Source organism: Microbacterium sp. NPDC077391, from assembly GCF_040686955.1.
Taxonomy (GTDB): Bacteria; Actinomycetota; Actinomycetes; order Actinomycetales; family Microbacteriaceae; genus Microbacterium; species Microbacterium commune.
The window spans coordinates 225,558-241,474 of sequence record NZ_JBFBMI010000003.1 but is presented as its reverse complement, the minus strand read 5'-3'; the positions used below and the strand labels follow the sequence as shown (position 1 = coordinate 241,474).

At 70.3% G+C, this 15,917-nt stretch carries 13 protein-coding genes; 6 read left to right on the top strand and 7 right to left on the bottom strand.

Annotated elements, in window-relative coordinates; genetic code table 11:
• The first annotated feature begins 160 nt into the window (after positions 1–160).
• The 3 genes from AB0O65_RS09360 to xdhC are packed head-to-tail and all read left to right on the top strand — an operon-like array spanning position 161 to position 4,828.
• Entirely contained in the window at positions 161–1,645 is a 1,485-nt protein-coding gene (locus AB0O65_RS09360) for an FAD binding domain-containing protein (RefSeq protein WP_363384395.1), read from the top strand.
• Positions 1,642–4,005, top strand: a complete 2,364-nt coding sequence (xdhB, locus tag AB0O65_RS09355; RefSeq protein WP_363384392.1) for a xanthine dehydrogenase molybdopterin binding subunit — start codon at positions 1,642–1,644, stop codon at positions 4,003–4,005. The genes AB0O65_RS09360 and xdhB overlap by 4 nt, the downstream gene beginning before the upstream one ends.
• Before the next feature lies 1 nt (position 4,006).
• Positions 4,007–4,828, top strand: a complete 822-nt coding sequence (gene xdhC / locus AB0O65_RS09350; RefSeq protein WP_071642000.1) for a xanthine dehydrogenase accessory protein XdhC — start codon at positions 4,007–4,009, stop codon at positions 4,826–4,828.
• Between the two features lie 189 nt (positions 4,829–5,017).
• On the opposite strand, the gene AB0O65_RS09345 is transcribed toward xdhC, so the two are convergent.
• Together AB0O65_RS09345 and AB0O65_RS09340 are read right to left on the bottom strand one after the other, a co-directional pair.
• Positions 5,018–6,580: an NCS2 family permease gene (locus AB0O65_RS09345; RefSeq protein WP_083428642.1), complete on the bottom strand. Its 1,563-nt coding sequence runs from the start codon at positions 6,578–6,580 to the stop codon at positions 5,018–5,020.
• Positions 6,581–6,608: 28 nt separating this feature from the next.
• Complete coding sequence (locus tag AB0O65_RS09340; protein ID WP_363384961.1) at positions 6,609–7,094, bottom strand: nucleoside deaminase; 486 nt, start codon at positions 7,092–7,094, stop codon at positions 6,609–6,611.
• A 327-nt stretch (positions 7,095–7,421) separates the two neighbouring features.
• Between AB0O65_RS09340 and moaA the strand changes: the two genes are divergently transcribed.
• A complete protein-coding gene (gene moaA / locus AB0O65_RS09335; protein ID WP_363384388.1) occupies positions 7,422–8,501 on the top strand; it encodes a GTP 3',8-cyclase MoaA in 1,080 nt (359 codons plus the stop codon).
• Between the two features lie 11 nt (positions 8,502–8,512).
• Here moaA and coaBC read toward each other — a convergent pair whose 3' ends face one another.
• Positions 8,513–9,742, bottom strand: a complete 1,230-nt coding sequence (coaBC, locus tag AB0O65_RS09330) for a bifunctional phosphopantothenoylcysteine decarboxylase/phosphopantothenate--cysteine ligase CoaBC (protein ID WP_071641994.1) — start codon at positions 9,740–9,742, stop codon at positions 8,513–8,515.
• A 74-nt stretch (positions 9,743–9,816) separates the two neighbouring features.
• On the opposite strand from coaBC, the gene AB0O65_RS09325 reads away from it, so the two are divergent.
• Both AB0O65_RS09325 and AB0O65_RS09320 read left to right on the top strand, forming a co-directional pair.
• Positions 9,817–10,518 carry an NRDE family protein gene (locus AB0O65_RS09325; RefSeq protein WP_363384385.1) on the top strand — a complete coding sequence of 234 codons (702 nt, stop codon included), beginning with the start codon at positions 9,817–9,819 and terminating at the stop codon, positions 10,516–10,518.
• A 135-nt stretch (positions 10,519–10,653) separates the two neighbouring features.
• The gene (locus AB0O65_RS09320; protein WP_191712504.1) at positions 10,654–10,800 is read left to right on the top strand and encodes a hypothetical protein; all 147 of its coding nucleotides are present in this window, start codon (positions 10,654–10,656) and stop codon (positions 10,798–10,800) included.
• 341 nt (positions 10,801–11,141) lie between these two features.
• Here the strand turns inward: AB0O65_RS09320 and AB0O65_RS09315 are convergent, their stop codons facing one another.
• From AB0O65_RS09315 to AB0O65_RS09300, 4 genes are read right to left on the bottom strand one after another with little or no spacing between them, the layout of a single operon-like run.
• Entirely contained in the window at positions 11,142–12,272 is a 1,131-nt protein-coding gene (locus tag AB0O65_RS09315; protein WP_363384382.1) for a glycerate kinase, read from the bottom strand.
• 17 nt (positions 12,273–12,289) lie between these two features.
• A complete protein-coding gene (gene gcl / locus AB0O65_RS09310) occupies positions 12,290–14,077 on the bottom strand; it encodes a glyoxylate carboligase (RefSeq protein WP_071641991.1) in 1,788 nt (595 codons plus the stop codon).
• A 19-nt stretch (positions 14,078–14,096) separates the two neighbouring features.
• A complete protein-coding gene (locus AB0O65_RS09305) occupies positions 14,097–14,975 on the bottom strand; it encodes a 2-hydroxy-3-oxopropionate reductase (RefSeq protein WP_363384378.1) in 879 nt (292 codons plus the stop codon).
• Between the two features lie 28 nt (positions 14,976–15,003).
• A complete protein-coding gene (locus AB0O65_RS09300) occupies positions 15,004–15,789 on the bottom strand; it encodes a TIM barrel protein (RefSeq protein WP_363384375.1) in 786 nt (261 codons plus the stop codon).
• Positions 15,790–15,917: the final 128 nt, after the last annotated feature.

Sequence of the window (15,917 nt, the reverse complement as noted above, 5' to 3'; positions counted from 1 at the left end):
CGATTCCGAGGCCTCGCCGTCGGTTCGCCTGAGATCAGCGCGTCCGCGCGCGACGTCGACGTGATCGCCCCGCGATCGCCGCGGCGCTCACCCTCGGAATCCCCGCCGGCACGCGAGAAGCGTGCACCAGACGCCGCCGCGTCGTACCCGAGGAGAGACAATGACTGACACCACGGTCACCGTGAACGGGCGGAGCCGCCCACTCGACGGTGTGGCCACCCACACGACCGCTCTGGACTGGCTGCGCGACGGCGGACTGCCCGGCAGCAAGGAGGGCTGCGCCGAGGGCGAGTGCGGCGCGTGCGCCATGATGATCGCCACCCCCGACGACGACGGCACCACCCGCTGGACGCCCGTCAACGCGTGCCTCGTGCCCGTCTACGCGCTCGACGGCCAGGAGATCGTGACGGCCGAGGGGCTCGGTGGGGTCGAGGACCTGCATCCGGTGCAGCAGAAGCTGGCCGAGGCCGGCGGCTCGCAGTGCGGGTACTGCACCCCTGGTTTCGCGTGCAGCATGGCTGCCGAGTACTACCGGCCCGAGCGCGGCACCGGCTGCCCCGCGCACGACGGCGAGCAGCAGCACGGCGAGGGACCCGACGACGACGGCATGGAGGCCGGACCGAACGGATTCGACCTGCACGCGCTCAGCGGCAACCTGTGCCGCTGCACCGGCTACCGCCCCATCCGCGACGCCGCCTACTCGCTCGGCTCGCCCGAGCAGGACGACCCGCTGCAGCAGCGCCTGTCGCAGCCCGCGCCGACGGCGGTCGCGACGGATGCCCAGGTCGCGGGATCGCGCTTCGTCCGCCCCGCCGCTCTCGCCGACGCCCTGCGCCTGCTTCGCGATGAGCCGGATGCGCTGATCGTCGCCGGCTCGACGGACTGGGGCGTGGAGGTGAACCTCCGCGGCCGTCGCGCGCCCTTCGTCGTCGCGATCGACCAGCTCGAAGAGCTGCGTGCACTCACCGCCACCGACGAGATGATCGAGATCGGCGCGGCGCTGCCGATCTCCGACGTCGAGCGCCGCCTCGCCGGCCGCGTGCCGCTGCTCGCCAAGCTGTTCCCGCAGTTCGCCTCCCGCCTCATCCGCAACCGCGGGACCATCGGCGGCAACCTCGGCACCGGCTCGCCGATCGGCGACACCCCGCCCGCGCTGCTGGCCCTGGACGCGAGGCTGGTGCTGGCATCCGTCGACGGCGAGCGGGAGGTGCCGCTGGCCGAGTACTTCACCGGCTACCGGCAGACCGTGCGCGCGAAGGACGAGCTGATCACCGCCGTGCGCATCCCGTTGCCCCTGGCCGAGTACACCGCGTTCCACAAGATCTCGAAGCGTCGCTTCGACGACATCTCCTCCGTCGCGCTCGGCTTCGCCTTCGACATCACCGGCGGCACCGTCGCCTCCGCCCGCATCGGCCTGGGCGGTGTCGCGGCCACTCCGCTGCGCGCCCTCGCCACCGAAGAGGCGCTCATCGGCAAGCCGTGGAGCATCGCCACGGTGAAGGCGGCATCCGCCGTGCTGCAGTCCGAGGGCACCCCGATGTCAGACCACCGCGCCAGCGGCGACTACCGCGCGCACATGCTGGGCTCCGCCCTGCTGAAGTTCTACAGCCAGACCGTCATCCAGTCGAAGGAGGTGTCGAAGTGAGCTCTCTCGCCGACCGACCCGAGAACGCCGTCGTCGGACACCGCGCCGTGCACGAGAGTGCAGCGCTGCACGTGACCGGCGCGGCGATGTACACCGACGACATCGCCGCGCAGACCGCCGGCGTGCTGACCGCCTGGCCGGTGCAGTCCACCAGCGCCCACGCCCGCGTCAGCATCGACGTCTCTGGCGCCTACGAGGTGCCTGGCGTCGTGCGCGTGCTCACCGCCGACGACGTGCCCGGCCTGAATGACGCCGGGATCCGCAACGACGAGCCGCTGTTCCCGAGCGAGGCCATGTTCTACGGACATGCACTCGTGTGGGTGCTCGCCGAGACGACCGAGGCCGCGCGTCTCGGGGCCGAGCGGGTGAAGGTCGAGTACGACGAGCTCCCGTCGCTGATCACCGTGCACGACGCCATCGAGGCAGGATCGTTCATGGGAACGCCGCGCACGGTCGCCCGCGGCGACGCGGCCGCCGGCCTCGCGTCCTCGGCGCACGTCTTCGAGGGCGTCACCGAGTTCGCAGGTCAAGAGCACTTCTACCTCGAGACGCACGCGTCGTTCGCGGTGCGCGACTCGGAGGGGCAGTACTTCGTCCAGTGCTCCACCCAGCACCCGACCGAGACGCAGGACCTGGTCTCGCACGTGCTGGGCATCCCCGCCAACGAGGTCACCGTGCAGTGCCTGCGCATGGGCGGCGGGTTCGGCGGCAAGGAGATGCAGCCGCACGGCTTCGCCGCCATCGCGGCTCTCGGCGCCAAGCTCACCGGCCGCCCGGTGCGGGTGCGCCTGAACCGCACGCAGGATCTCACGATGACCGGCAAGCGGCATCCCTTCCACATCAGCTGGAAGGTCGGCCTGGACGAGAGCGGGATGCTGCAGGCGCTCGACGCCGTGCTCACGGCCGACGGCGGCTGGTCGATCGACCTGTCCGAGCCCGTGCTCGGCCGCGCGCTCTGCCACATCGACAACGCCTACTGGATCCCGAACGTGCACGCGTACGGACGGATCGCGAAGACCAACAAGCAGTCGAACACCGCGTACCGCGGCTTCGGCGGTCCGCAGGGCGTGTTCCTCATCGAGGACATCCTCGGCCGGATCGCCCCGACGCTCGGCATCGATCCCCTCGAGCTGCGTCGCCGCAACTTCTACCAGCCCGGTCAGCACACCCCGTACGGTCAGCTGGTGAAGGATGCCGAGCGGATGCCGACCATCTGGGATCAGCTCGCCGACGAGGCGTCGATCGCGCAGCGCCGAGCCGAGATCGACGCGTTCAACGCCGCGAGCCCCGACGTGAAGCGCGCGATCTCGATGACGCCGATCAAGTTCGGCATCTCGTTCAACTTCGCCGCCTTCAACCAGGCCGGAGCCCTCGTGCACGTCTACAAGGACGGCTCGGTGCTGGTCAACCACGGCGGCACCGAGATGGGCCAGGGCCTGCACACGAAGATGCTGCAGATCGCGGCCACCGCGCTGGGGCTCGAGCTGCACCAGGTGCGCCTCGCCCCCACCCGCACCGACAAGGTGCCCAACACGTCGGCCACGGCCGCGTCGTCGGGAGCCGACCTCAACGGCGGCGCGGTGAAGAACGCGTGCGATCAGATCCGCGACCGGATGGCCGCTGTCGCCGGCCGCCTGCTGGGCGTCGACGAGCGCGACGTGCGCTTCGGCGGCGGCTACGTCACGGCACTCGGCACACCGGGGCGTCTGACCTTCGCCGAGGTCGCGAAGGCGGCGTATTTCCAGCGCGTGCAGCTGTTCGCCGCCGGGTACTACCGCACCTCGGGTCTGCACTGGAACCCCGAGACCATGCAGGGCTCGCCGTTCAAGTACTTCGCCTACGGCGCGGCGGCCACCGAGGTCGAGATCGACCGCTTCACCGGGGCGTATCGCATCCTCCGCGTCGACATCGTGCACGACGTGGGCGACTCGCTCTCGCCGATGCTCGACATCGGCCAGATCGAGGGCGCCTACGTGCAGGGCATGGGCTGGCTCACGCTCGAGGACCTGCGGTGGGATGACACCGACGGACCGCACCGCGGCCGCCTGCAGACCCAGTCGGCGTCGACCTACAAGCTGCCCAGCTTCTCGGAGATGCCCGAGGAGTTCACCGTGCGCCTGTTCCAGAACGCTCGCGAGGACGGCGCGGTGTACGGCTCGAAGGCCGTCGGCGAGCCGCCGTTCATGCTCGCGTTCAGTGCCCGCGAGGCGCTGCGCCAGGCCGTCGCCGCCTTCGGCCCGGCCGGCCACTCGGTCGATCTGGCCTCGCCGGCGACACCGGAGTCGGTGTACTGGGCGGTCGAGACAGCGCGCGCGGCGCAGGACGCGGCTGAGCCCGCACCCGCCCTCAGCACGGTCTGACATGGTCGACTGGCTGGATGCCCTGCGCGCGCTGCGCGAGAGCCGCACCCCCGCGGTGATCGTGACGCTGGCGATGGTGCGCGGTCACGCGCCCCGCAACGGCGGCGCGAAGATGGTCATCTCGCCAGGCGGTCAGTTCGGCACGATCGGTGGCGGCAACCTCGAGGCGACCGCCACCGATCGCGCCCGCGAGATGCTGGCCTCGGGCACCGCCGAGCCCCAGCTGCTGACCCTGACCCTCAGCGACAAGGCGACGACCGAGTACGGGGTGCAGTGCTGCGGAGGAGAGGTCACGATCATGCTCGAGCCCGTGCGGGTGGTGCCGTCGGTGGCCGTGTTCGGGATGGGCCACGTCGGCCTCGAACTGGCGCGCATCCTGTCGCGCCACGAGGTGTCGCTGCATCTCGTCGACTCCCGCGCCGAGATGCTCGATCCCGCGCGCCTCGCGCCGGTCACGACAGACGCTGTGGCGCGCATCCATCCGCATCACGCGCCGGTGCCGGAGGCGGCCCTGCTGAGCATTCCCGCCGGCGCCCACGTGCTGGTGATGACCCACGACCACGTCGAGGACCTCGCGGTCGTCGATCAGTCGCTGCGCACACCCGCGCTCGGGTCGATCGGTCTGATCGGCTCGGCCTCGAAATGGGCGCGGTTCCGCAGGAAGCTGCAGGAGCTCGGCCACACCGACGCGGAGCTCGCCCGGGTGACGACGCCGATCGGCGTCCCGGAGGTGTCGGGCAAGCAGCCGGCGGTCATCGCGGTGAGCGTCGCCGCGCGCATCCTGCAGCTCATCGAGGAGGCCGCGCCACTGGCATCCGCATGACATTCTTCGGCATCACCGGAATGCATCGAATGCATTCCGGTGATGTCGCAATTGCATGAATGCGCGCATTCTGTCACCCGCGAGAATACGTCGCGTTATTTCCGCATTCCACGGCATACGAATTCTCACGCAGAACGCGAAAAGCCCCGGTTCCGCAGCGCGGGAACCGGGGCTTTCTGCGTGCGGTGCTCAGCCGGCGAGCATCGCCTCGATCGGCCCGCGCACGAAATACAGCGCGAAACCGGCGGCGACGATCCACATCAGCCAGTGCACCTTGCGCGCCCGACCGGAGAACGCGTTCACGAGCGCCCACGAGATGAAGCCCACCCCGATGCCGTTCGCGATCGAGTAGGTCAGCGGCATGGTGACGATGGTGAGGAACGCGGGCAGGGCCACGGCGAACTTCGTGAACTTGATCTCGCGGATCTGCGACATCATCATCGCGCCGACGACCACCAGCGCCGCGGAGCCGACCTCGATCGGCACGACGAGGGTGAGCGGGGTGACGAACATCGACAGCAGGAACAGCACGCCGACGACGAGCGAGGCGAGGCCGGTGCGCGCGCCCTCGCCGATGCCGGAGGCGCTGTCGACGTACACCGTGTTCGACGACGTGGAGGTCACGCCGCCTGCCACGGCGCCGAAGCCCTCGACCACGAACGCCGAGCGCAGCCGCGGGAAGGTGCCGTCCTTGTAGGCGAGGCCGGCGTTCTTGGCGAGACCGGTCATCGTTCCCATCGCGTCGAAGAAGTTCGAGAACACGAGGGTGAACACGAGCATGGTGGCTGAGAGGATGCCCACGCGCTCGAAGGCGCCGAACAGGTCGAACTGGCCGATCAGACCGAAGTCGGGGACCGTGATCCACGCTGCGGGCAGTTCGGGGATCGTCATGTGCCAGCCGTTCGGATCCTCGAACGACGGCCCGAGCTTCAGCACCGACTGCGCGATCAGCGCCACGACCGTGCTGACCACGATCCCGATCAGGATGCCGCCGGGCACCTTGCGCGCCACGAGGATGCCGATCAGCACCAGACCGAGCAGGAAGATCAGCGTGGGCACCGAGGTGATCGACCCGTTGTCGCCGAGCTGCACGGGCGGGCCGCCGGCGGTGCGGGTGACGAAGCCCGAGTCGACGAAGCCGATGAAGGCGATGAACAGGCCGATGCCCACGGTGATCGCGGCCTTGAGAGCCTGCGGCACCGCCTTGAAGATGGCGGTGCGGATGCCGGTGGCACCGAAGAGCACGATCAGCAGACCGTTGATCACGACGAGACCCATCGCCTCCGGCCAGGTGACCTGCCCGACGACGGAGACGGCGAGGAAGGAGTTGATGCCGAGCCCCGCCGCGAGCGCGAACGGCAGCCGGGCCACCACGCCGAACAGGATCGTCATCACGCCGGCCGTGAGGCCCGTCGCGGCGCCGATCTGCGCGGCATCCAGCGCCCCGTCGGCCACGTCGGTGACGCCGCCGAGGATCAGTGGATTCAGGATGACGATGTACGCCATCGTCACGAACGTGACCACCCCGCCGCGGATCTCGCGGGCGATGGTCGACCCTCGTCGGGTGATCTCGAAGAACCGGTCGAAGCCGTTCTTGGGTGTGGCGTCGACCGTGGTCGTCGCGCCCGTCGCCAGGGGCGGCAGGTTCTCGTCGCCGCGGGCGAAGTGCCCGGCGGCGTCGTTGCCGACCACCTCGGTGGTGGATGTGTCGGCCTCGGATGGGCGTGCGGAAGGAGGGACAGGTGAAGACATCATCGGCTCCGGAGAAGGGTGTAGGGGGTCAGTAATCGATGCGGGTGGGGGTGCTGGCCCACTCCGCGAACGGCGCGACGCGCTGCTCGGGCGGCAGGGCGATGTCGCGCACGGGCATGACGGCCCGATCGGCGTCGCTGCCCTCGAAGTAGCGGTAGAACGCCGCATCGTCGAAGCCGGCGTCGGCGGCGTCGTTGCGGTCGGCGGCGAAGTAGACCCGGTCGATCCGCGCCCACAGCGACGTCGCCAGGCACATCGGGCAGGGCTCGCAGCTCGTGTAGAGCGTCGCTCCCGACAGATCGAAGGTGCCCAGTCCGCGGCAGGCGTTGCGGATCGCGGTGACCTCGGCGTGCGCCGAGGGATCGAGATCTGCGGTGACCCGGTTGACGCCCTCGAAGACCCGCCCGTCTGCCGTGACGACCAGGGCGCCGAAGGGTCCGCCCTCGTTGCGGACGTTCTCGACGGCGATCCGCACCGCCTCGGCCAGGTACTCGGCTGGGTCGCGGGAGGTCATCGGGTCGGCCGGCGATTCGGGTCGGGGCATAGCGCTGCTGTTCATACGAGAGCTTCCTTGCTGTCGTAGCAGTGATACGGCTTATCGAGTCGGATCCGGATGGGATCGTTCTGCGAGATATACGTCGAACCGCTGACTGTTCAATTGAGCCGCATCTCGGATATGCGGCTGTCCAAGAATAGCAACATCATTTCCCGGCGTCCAGAGAATTCCGGCGCGCATTTCCGCACTCGACCGGAAAGACGCGCGAGAGGGAATTGTCACGGGCATCCGCGGGTCCGCACCCGGCAATCCGGTGCTAGCGTTTCAACGCGGGAGGACGTGATCATGGCGAGCAGGCGCATAGACGGCGACGGCCGGCTGGCGACTGCGACGACCGCGCTCACCGACCGGCTCGATCGTCCGCTGCGCGATCTTCGGATCTCGGTGACCGACCGCTGCAACTTCCGCTGCGTCTACTGCATGCCCAAGGAGATCTTCGGGCGGGACTACGCGTTCCTCGACCGCGACGAGCTGCTGAGCTTCGAGGAGATCACGCGCATCGCCACCGTCGCCGCCGCGCACGGGGTGCACAAGCTGCGCCTCACCGGCGGCGAACCCCTGCTGCGCCGCGGCATCGAGCAGCTCATCGAGCAGCTCGCGGCGATCCGCACGCCGGAGGGCCGGCCGCTCGACCTGGCCCTGACCACCAACGGCTCGGCCCTCGCGATGAAGGCCGGGGCGCTCAAGGCTGCCGGGCTGAATCGGGTGACCGTGTCGGTCGACTCGCTCGATGACGATCTCTTCCAGCGGATGAACGACGTGCGCTTCCCGGTGAGCCGGGTGCTCGACGGCATCGACGCCGCGCAGGCGGCGGGGCTCGGGCCGATCAGGCTCAACATGGTCGTCAAGCGCGGGGTCAACGACGGCGAGATCCTCAGCATGGCCCGTCACTTCAAGGGCACCCCCTACACCCTGCGCTTCATCGAGTACATGGACGTGGGCAACACCAACGGCTGGTCGCTCGATGAGGTCGTGCCCTCTGCCGAGATCATCGAGCGCATCGGCGCGGTGTTCCCGCTCGAGCCGGTCGCCCCGACCGTGCACGGCGAGACCGCGAAGCGCTGGCGCTACACCGACGGCAGCGGCGAGATCGGCGTGATCTCCAGCGTCACCAACGCGTTCTGCGGCACCTGCACGCGCGCCCGCATCTCTACCGAGGGCAGGCTGTTCACGTGCCTGTTCGCCTCCCAGGGTCACGATCTGCGGGCGCTCATGCGCGGCGGCGCAGACGACGTCGAGCTGGCGGCGGCCATGGCATCCATCTGGGGCGGACGCGACGACCGCTACTCCGAGATCCGCGCCGGCCTCACCCCCGCCCTGCGCACGCAGCGCAAGCGCATCGAGATGTCGTACATCGGCGGCTGAGCCGCCGCGGCTCACCCCAGGACGTCGGCGACGACATCCCACACGTCGTCGGCGACCGCGCGCTTGGTTCCGGATGCCAGGGCGAGCACCGCGCCGCCGTCGCCGATCACGTGCACGGTGTTCTCGCCCGCCTCGAATCCGCGGTCCCAGCCGACCTCGTTCACCACGAGCAGGTCGACGCCCTTGCGCTCGCGCTTGCGTCGCGCGCGCTCGAGCAGCTCGCCGTCGTCATCCGGGGTCTCGGCCGCGAATGCGATGATCACCTGACCCGGATGCCGTCGCGCAGCCAGATGCGCCACGATGTCCTCGTTCTGCACCAGCTCGATGCTCTCGAGCGGACCCGCCTCCTTCGTGAGCTTGCGGTCGGACACGTCGGCCGGTCGGTAGTCGGCGACGGCCGCGGCCATCACGATCACCGCGGCCTCCTCCGCCGCGCGGCGCATCGCGTCGCCGAGTTCGGCCGCGGTGCCGACGTGCTCGATCCGGATGAGCGGATGCCGTTCGGCATCCGCCAGCACCGCACCGTCGACGTGCGCGGCCACGAGCACGACGTCCGCGCCCCGGTCGGCCGCGGCGAGCGCGAGAGCGACCCCCTGCCGCCCGCTGGAGCGGTTGCCCAGGAAGCGCACCGGGTCGAGGGGCTCGCGGGTGCCGCCCGCCGAGACCGCGACGCGCAGGCCGTCGAGGTCGTGCGGCTCGTGCGCTCCCCGGTGCCCCGCGTCGATCAGGGTGAGCGCCTCGGCCATGATCTGCTCGGGCTCGAGCATCCGTCCGGCTCCCGAGTCTCCCCCGGTCAGCTCGCCCTCGCCGGGACCGAGGACGGCGACGCCGCGGTCGCGCAGCGTCGCGATGTTCGCCTGCGTCGCCGGGTGGCGCCACATCTCGGTGTGCATCGCAGGAGCGATCGCGACCGGGGCGGTGGTGGCGAGCAGAGTGGTGCCGAGCAGATCGTCGGCGAGGCCGGCGGCCATCTTCGCGATGGTGTTCGCGGTCGCGGGCGCGACGATCACGAGCTCGGCCGCCTGACCGAGGGCGACGTGGCGCACCTGGGCGACGTCCTCGTGCACGCTTGTGGTCACGGGACGGCGGCTGATCGCCTCCCACGTGGGCAGGCCGACGAAGCGCAGCGCGTCTTCGGTGGGCACGACGGTGACCTCGTGTCCGGCCTTGATCAGCAGGCGCACCAGGTGCACGCTCTTGTAGGCGGCGATCCCGCCGGTGACGGCGACGACGATGTTCACGCGTCCGATTCTGCCCCAGGCTGCCGGCGCAGACAGCTCCGGCGCGCCCCGGTCCCCCGCCTAGACTCGTGCTCGTGTGCACCGTCGTGATCGATGTCGCCCCCTCTCCCGGCGAAGGCGCGCGGCTGCTGGCCGTGCGGGACGAGGATCCCGATCGCCCCTGGGACGACCTCGGACAGTGGTGGCCCGACACCCATCCCGGGGTGGTCGGCATCCGCGATCGTCGGGCCGGCGGGGCGTGGCTCGCCGCCGATCCCGCCGTCGGACGCCTCGCCGTGCTGCTGAATCGCGCGGACGTGCTCGGCCTCCCGGAGAGCGACGTGCGCTCGCGCGGCTCGCTGGCCTTGGAGTCGGTCGCCGGACGCTCCCCGCAGGGACACCCGCCCATGCACGGCTTCAACCTGCTCGAGGTGACTGCGCAGGCATCCCGCGTGCTGTCGTGGGACGGCGTCGAGCTGCGCGAGACGGCGGTGCCCGCGGGAGTGCACATGATCGCCCACGACGACCTGGACGATCCGGGCACGGCGCGCATCGATGCGTGGCTGCCGCGATTCGCCGCGGCCGCCGACCGGACGCCCGGCGGGTGGGACGAGCGCTGGGTCGCCGTGCTCGCCGAGAGCGCTCGCCTCTCGCCCGAGGACGACCGGGCGATCGTGCGCGACAACCGCGTGCACGGATATCCGACGATGTCGCTGCTGTTCTGCACGGCAGAGGTGGCGCCGGGATCGCTGCAGGTGACCTCTCGGGTGCTCGCCGATCCGGGGCACTGGGGCTGACGACTCGCCTGCACCGCAGCGCAATCCGGCGTCACAGGTGCCGAGAGGGTATTGACTCTCCGGCGCGCCTGTGCGTACTCTTTTCATACAGCAAGATGATTATTTCGCTTTATGGAAACAGAAACGGAGAGGGACGTGAGCGCACATCCGACCGAGGCGAGCGGGCACGTCCCGTCCGCTGAGAACCCGTCGGTCAACATCGACCCGGACTTCCACCTGCCCGCAGGCCAGGGCAACGGCTTCATCCGCGCGTTCCGCGTCCTCTTCCCGAAGGCGGCCTGAGGACCCACGCGCGACAGAGGGGATCGGCTCCGCCCACCGGCGGTCCGGTCCCCTTCGCGCATCCCCCGCCGAGTGGGCCCGAATGGTCGCATCCCCCGCCGCGAGGCGACCACACGGGACCACCCGGCTCGACACGGGAACCCACCCCCGGCGCACCCCGCGCCGAGTGGGCCCGAACGGCCGCATCCCCCGCCGCGAGGCGACCACACGGGACCACCCGGCTCGACACGGGAACCCACTCCCGGCGCACCCACGCCTCGAGTGGGCCCGAACGGCCGCATCCCACGCCGCGAGGCGACCACACGGGCCCACCCCGCACGCCGATGCAGCCAGGCGCGGGCTCAGCGCGCGGTGAGAGCGGGCAGGTCGGCGGCGATCGTGCGGCCCACCTCGCGCAGCAGGGGCACCGCGTTCGCCATGCTCTTCGCAGGCTCGGGCTCGATGTCGCTCAGTGCGTAGACCCGGGCGAAGCCCGCGGACGCCGCCTGCGCGGCATCCAGAGTCGCGCGACCGCACACCGCGACGACGGGCTTGCCCGCCCTGGCCGCGGCGGCCGAGACGCCCAGGGGCGTCTTGCCACCCAGACTCTGATCGTCGAGGCTGCCCTCGCCGGTGATGACGAGGTCGGCGTCGGCGATGCGCGCCTCGAGACCGATGAGGCGCTGGATGACGTCGATGCCGGGCTCGCGCACGGCGCCGAGCACCGCGAGGGCGGCGTAGCCGACGCCACCGGCCGCGCCTGCTCCGGGCGCGGATGCCGAGGCGCGCACCCCGGGCAGCGCGTCGACGAGCTCTGCCAGACGCGAGAGGCCCGCCTCGAGGACCGCGACATCATCGGCGCTCGCCCCCTTCTGCGGCGCGAAGACCGCGGCGGCCCCCCGCTCTCCGAGGAGGGGATTGTCGACGTCGGCGGCCAGCACGACGCTGACCGCGGTGAGTCGAGGGTCGAGACCCGTGAGGTCGGCCGAGACCAGCTCGACCAGGCCCGCGCCACCGGGGCGGACGGGCCGGTCCTCGGTGCGCAGTGCGACACCCAGGGCCTGCAGCATGCCCGCGCCGCCGTCGGTGCAGGCGCTGCCGCCCACGCCGAGCACGATCGAGGTCGCTCCTCGGTCCAGTGCCGCGGCGATCAGCTCGCCCGTACCGCGGCTGGTCGCACCGAGGGCATCCTTCTCGCCGTCCGGCAGCACGTCCAGACCGCTGGCCGCCGCCATCTCGATGATGGCCTGACCATCGCGCAGGGCGAAGGTGGCATCCACCGGACGCCCGGTGGGACCGGTCACCGAGACCGTCACCGGCGTGAATCCGCTCGCGACGGCCGCGTCGACCGTGCCCTCGCCGCCGTCGGCGACCGGAGCCGCGTCGACGACGGCATCCGGGATGATCTCCCGGATGCCGTCGGCGAGCGCCGCCGCCACCTCGGAGCCCGTCGCCGAGCCCTTGAACTTGTCAGAGGCGATGAGGATGCGCATGTCGTACTCGGAACCGATCAGTCGAGCAGGGCGTAGATCGCCTCAGGAGCGTCGGCCGGCGATGCCGCGAGGTCCTCGAACTCGTTCATCGTGTCGAGGTCGGCACCCATCGCGATGTTCGTCACGCGCTCGAGGATGACCTCGACCACCACGGGCACCTGGAACTCGTCGCGCAGGCGCGCGGCCTCGGCGAACCCGGCGGCGAGCTCTTCGGGGCGCTCCACGCGGATCGCCTTGCAGCCGAGGCCCTCGGCGACCTTGACGTGGTCGACTCCGTACCCGGTGGCGACGCTGTCGGGGTCGTACGGGGTGTTGACGTTGTCGAACGCGAGCGAGACCTCGTAGTCCATCTCGAAGCCGCGCTGGGACTGACGGATCAGACCGAGGTAGCTGTTGTTGACCACGACGTGGATGTACGGCAGCTTGTGCTGCGCGCCCACGGCGAGCTCTTCGATCATGAACTGGAAGTCGTAGTCGCCCGACAGGGCGACGACCTGCTCACCCGGCTTGCCGCGCACGACGCCGAGGGCGGCGGGACCGGTCCAGCCGAGGGGGCCGGCCTGGCCCGCGTTGATCCACTTGCGGGGACCGTAGACGTGCAGCAGCTGGGCTCCGGCGATCTGCGACAGGCCGATCGTCGTGACGAAGGTGGTGTCGCGATCGAACGCCGTGAGCATCTCCTGGTAGACGCGGTGCGGCTTCATGGGCACGTTGTCGAAGTTGGTCTTGCGCTGCAGACGCGCCTTGCGGTCGCGGCACTCCTCGGCCCAGCCGTTGTAGTCGGGCAGCTCGGCCACCCGGTCGCGTGCGGCCTCGAGCAGCACGTCCATGAACGCGCCGGCATCGGAGACCACGCCGTAGTCGGGTGCGAACACCCGGCCGATCTGGGTCGGCTCGATGTCGACGTGCACGAAGGTGCGTCCCTTGCGGTACGTGTCGAGCCCACCGGTGTGGCGGTTGGCCCAGCGGTTGCCGATGCCGAGCACGAAGTCGCTCTCGAGGAAGCTCGCGTTGCCGTAGCGCTGCGAGGTCTGGATGCCGACCAGGCCGGCTGCCAGCGGGTGGTCGTCGGCGATCGCGCCCCAGCCCATCAGGGTCGGCACGACCGGCACGCCGAGGGTCTCGGCCAGCTCGACGAGCTTGTCGGACGCGCCGGAGTTGACGATGCCGCCGCCCGCGACGATGACGGGGTGCTTCGACGCGGTGAGCATGTCGAGCACCTTCTCGGCCTGCGCACGAGTGGCGACGGGCTTGGCGACCGGCAGCGGCTCGTACGTGTCGATGTCGAACTCGATCTCGGTCATCTGCACGTCGAACGGCAGATCGATCAGCACGGGACCGGGGCGGCCCGAGCGCATGATCTGGAAGGCGCTCTGGAACACGCCGGGAACCTGCGCACCCTCGAGCACCGTCTTGGCGAACTTGGTCACCGGCTTCGCGATGGACGCGATGTCGACGGCCTGGAAGTCCTCCTTGTCGAGCTTCGCCACCGGCGCCTGTCCGGTGATGCACAGCATCGGGATGCTGTCGGCGATCGCCGCGTACAGACCGGTGATCATGTCGGTGCCGGCGGGGCCCGACGTGCCGAGGCAGACGCCGATGCGTCCGTCGCCCGTGCGGCTGTAGCCGTCGGCCATGTGCGAGGCGCCCTCGACGTGGCGCGCGAGGGTGTGCCGGATGCCGCCGCCTGCGCGCATCGCGGAGTACAGGGGGTTGATGGCGGCTCCGGGCAGGCCGAACGCCTCGTCGGCGCCCTCCTTGATCAGGATCTGGACGATGGCGTCCACTGCGCGCATGCGGGTCATGATGTTCTGTCCTTAATTCTTACTCGCGGCCGGAGAGCTCTGCGGTGAGCTTGAAGAGGCCGGAGTGGTCGAGGCCGCCGTCGCCGCGGGCGACGAGCGAGGTGACGAGCTGGGCGACAGCCGAGCCGAGGGGCACGCTCACGCCGGCGCCGCGCGCCGCGGCGGTGACGATGCCGAGGTCCTTGTTGTGCAGGGCCAGGCGGAAGCCGGGGGCGAAGTCGCGGTCGAGCATCTTCTGCCCCTTCTGGTCGAGGACCTTCGAGCCGGCGAGACCGCCGCCGAGGACCTTGAGGGCGGCGTCGGTGTCGACGCCGTAGGCCTCGAGGAAGACGATCGCCTCGCTGAGGGCCTGGATGTTGACGGCGACGATGAGCTGGTTGGCCGCTTTCACGGTCTGACCGGCACCCGCAGGGCCGACGTGCACGATGGTCTTGCCGATGGCCTGCAGGATGGGCTCCGCCTTGGCGAAGTCCTCCGGCGAGCCGCCGGTCATGATCGAGAGGACGCCGTCGATGGCGCCCTGCTCGCCACCCGAGACGGGCGCGTCGACGACGCCGAGACCGGCGGCGACGGCCTCCTCGGCCAGCTCCTTGGCGACGTCGGGGCGGATCGAGGAGTTGTCGATCCAGAGAGCGCCCTTCTTCGCGTTGGCGAAGACGCCCTCGGGGCCCTGCACGACGTCGGCGACATCAGGGGAGTCGGGGACCATCGTGATGATCACGTCGGCGTCCTTGACACCCTCGGCGACGCTGGCGGCGCCGTTGCCACCCGCATCGACGAGCTTCTGGACGGCCTCGGGGCTGCGGTTCACGCCGGTGACCGCGTAGCCCGCCTTGACGAGGTTCTTCGCCATGGGCAGGCCCATGATGCCGAGACCGATGATGGTGATGTTGGTCATGTCGTCGCTCCTTCGCGGAAGTGGGATGTCAGTTCCTGGTCCAGGCGAACGGGTCGTCCTGGGTGGCCTTGTACTCGAGACCGATGACGCCGTCGTATCCGCCGGCGCGCGCTGCCTCGATCCATTCGGTCAGCGGCAGCTCTCCCGTGCCGGGCTCGCCGCGACCGGGGGCGTCGGCGATCTGGATGTGACCGAACTCGCCGGCGTGCTCGGCGACGACGGCGGCCACGTCGTCGCCGTTGACGGCGAGGTGGTAGAAGTCAGCGAGCAGGCGGATGTTGTCGACGCCGTGCTCGTCCTTGACGCGGGCGATGATCGCGAGCGCGTCGGCGGCGGTCTTCAGCGGATACGCGTCTGCGCCGGAGACCGGCTCCAGCAGCACGATGCCCCCGATGCGGGAGACGGCCTTGCCGGCGATCGCGAGGTTCTCGACAGCGAGGTCGTCCTGCGTCTTCTCGTCGACGCCGTCCTGGCGCAGGCCGTAGAGGGCGTTGAACGCCGTAGTGCCGGTGCGCTCGCCGATGCCGACGACGACGTCGACGTTGGCGCGGAAATCGCCCTCGCGGCCCACCCACGAGACGAGCCCGCGGTCGCCCGCCGGCATGTCGCCGGCGAAGAAGTTGAGTCCGGTGAGCCGCACCCCTGCGTCGTCGATGGCGGCGACGAACGCGTCGACCTCCTGCTGCTCGGGAACGGCCGACGAGAACGGCCACCAGAACTCGACGGCGTCGAACCCGGCGGCCTTGGCCGCGGCGGGACGCTCGTTCACGGGGAGGTCGGTCAGCAGGATCGACGCGTTGACGGTGTAGCTCATGATCGTCCTTAATTTCGTATTGCGGAAGAAAAGTTCCTAGTAATGAAAGGTTAGGCGGGGGCCGAGGTGGTGTCAACGAAGACGGCGGGACATTCCAGCATCCGGAACCGGCAGGAAGAGCGAACGCA

Bases quoted from the DNA above. Each gene is read 5' to 3' on its own strand.
- AB0O65_RS09360 (WP_363384395.1), top strand. From the start codon at position 161: ATGACTGACACCACGGTCACCGTGAACGGGCGGAGCCGCCCACTCGAC.
- xdhC (WP_071642000.1), top strand. From the start codon at position 4,007: ATGGTCGACTGGCTGGATGCCCTGCGCGCGCTGCGCGAGAGCCGCACC.
- AB0O65_RS09345 (WP_083428642.1), bottom strand. From the start codon at position 6,580: ATGTCTTCACCTGTCCCTCCTTCCGCACGCCCATCCGAGGCCGACACA.
- AB0O65_RS09340 (WP_363384961.1), bottom strand. From the start codon at position 7,094: ATGACCTCCCGCGACCCAGCCGAGTACCTGGCCGAGGCGGTGCGGATC.
- moaA (WP_363384388.1), top strand. From the start codon at position 7,422: ATGGCGAGCAGGCGCATAGACGGCGACGGCCGGCTGGCGACTGCGACG.
- AB0O65_RS09315 (WP_363384382.1), bottom strand. From the start codon at position 12,272: ATGCGCATCCTCATCGCCTCTGACAAGTTCAAGGGCTCGGCGACGGGC.
- gcl (WP_071641991.1), bottom strand. From the start codon at position 14,077: ATGACCCGCATGCGCGCAGTGGACGCCATCGTCCAGATCCTGATCAAG.
- AB0O65_RS09305 (WP_363384378.1), bottom strand. From the start codon at position 14,975: ATGACCAACATCACCATCATCGGTCTCGGCATCATGGGCCTGCCCATG.
- AB0O65_RS09300 (WP_363384375.1), bottom strand. From the start codon at position 15,789: ATGAGCTACACCGTCAACGCGTCGATCCTGCTGACCGACCTCCCCGTG.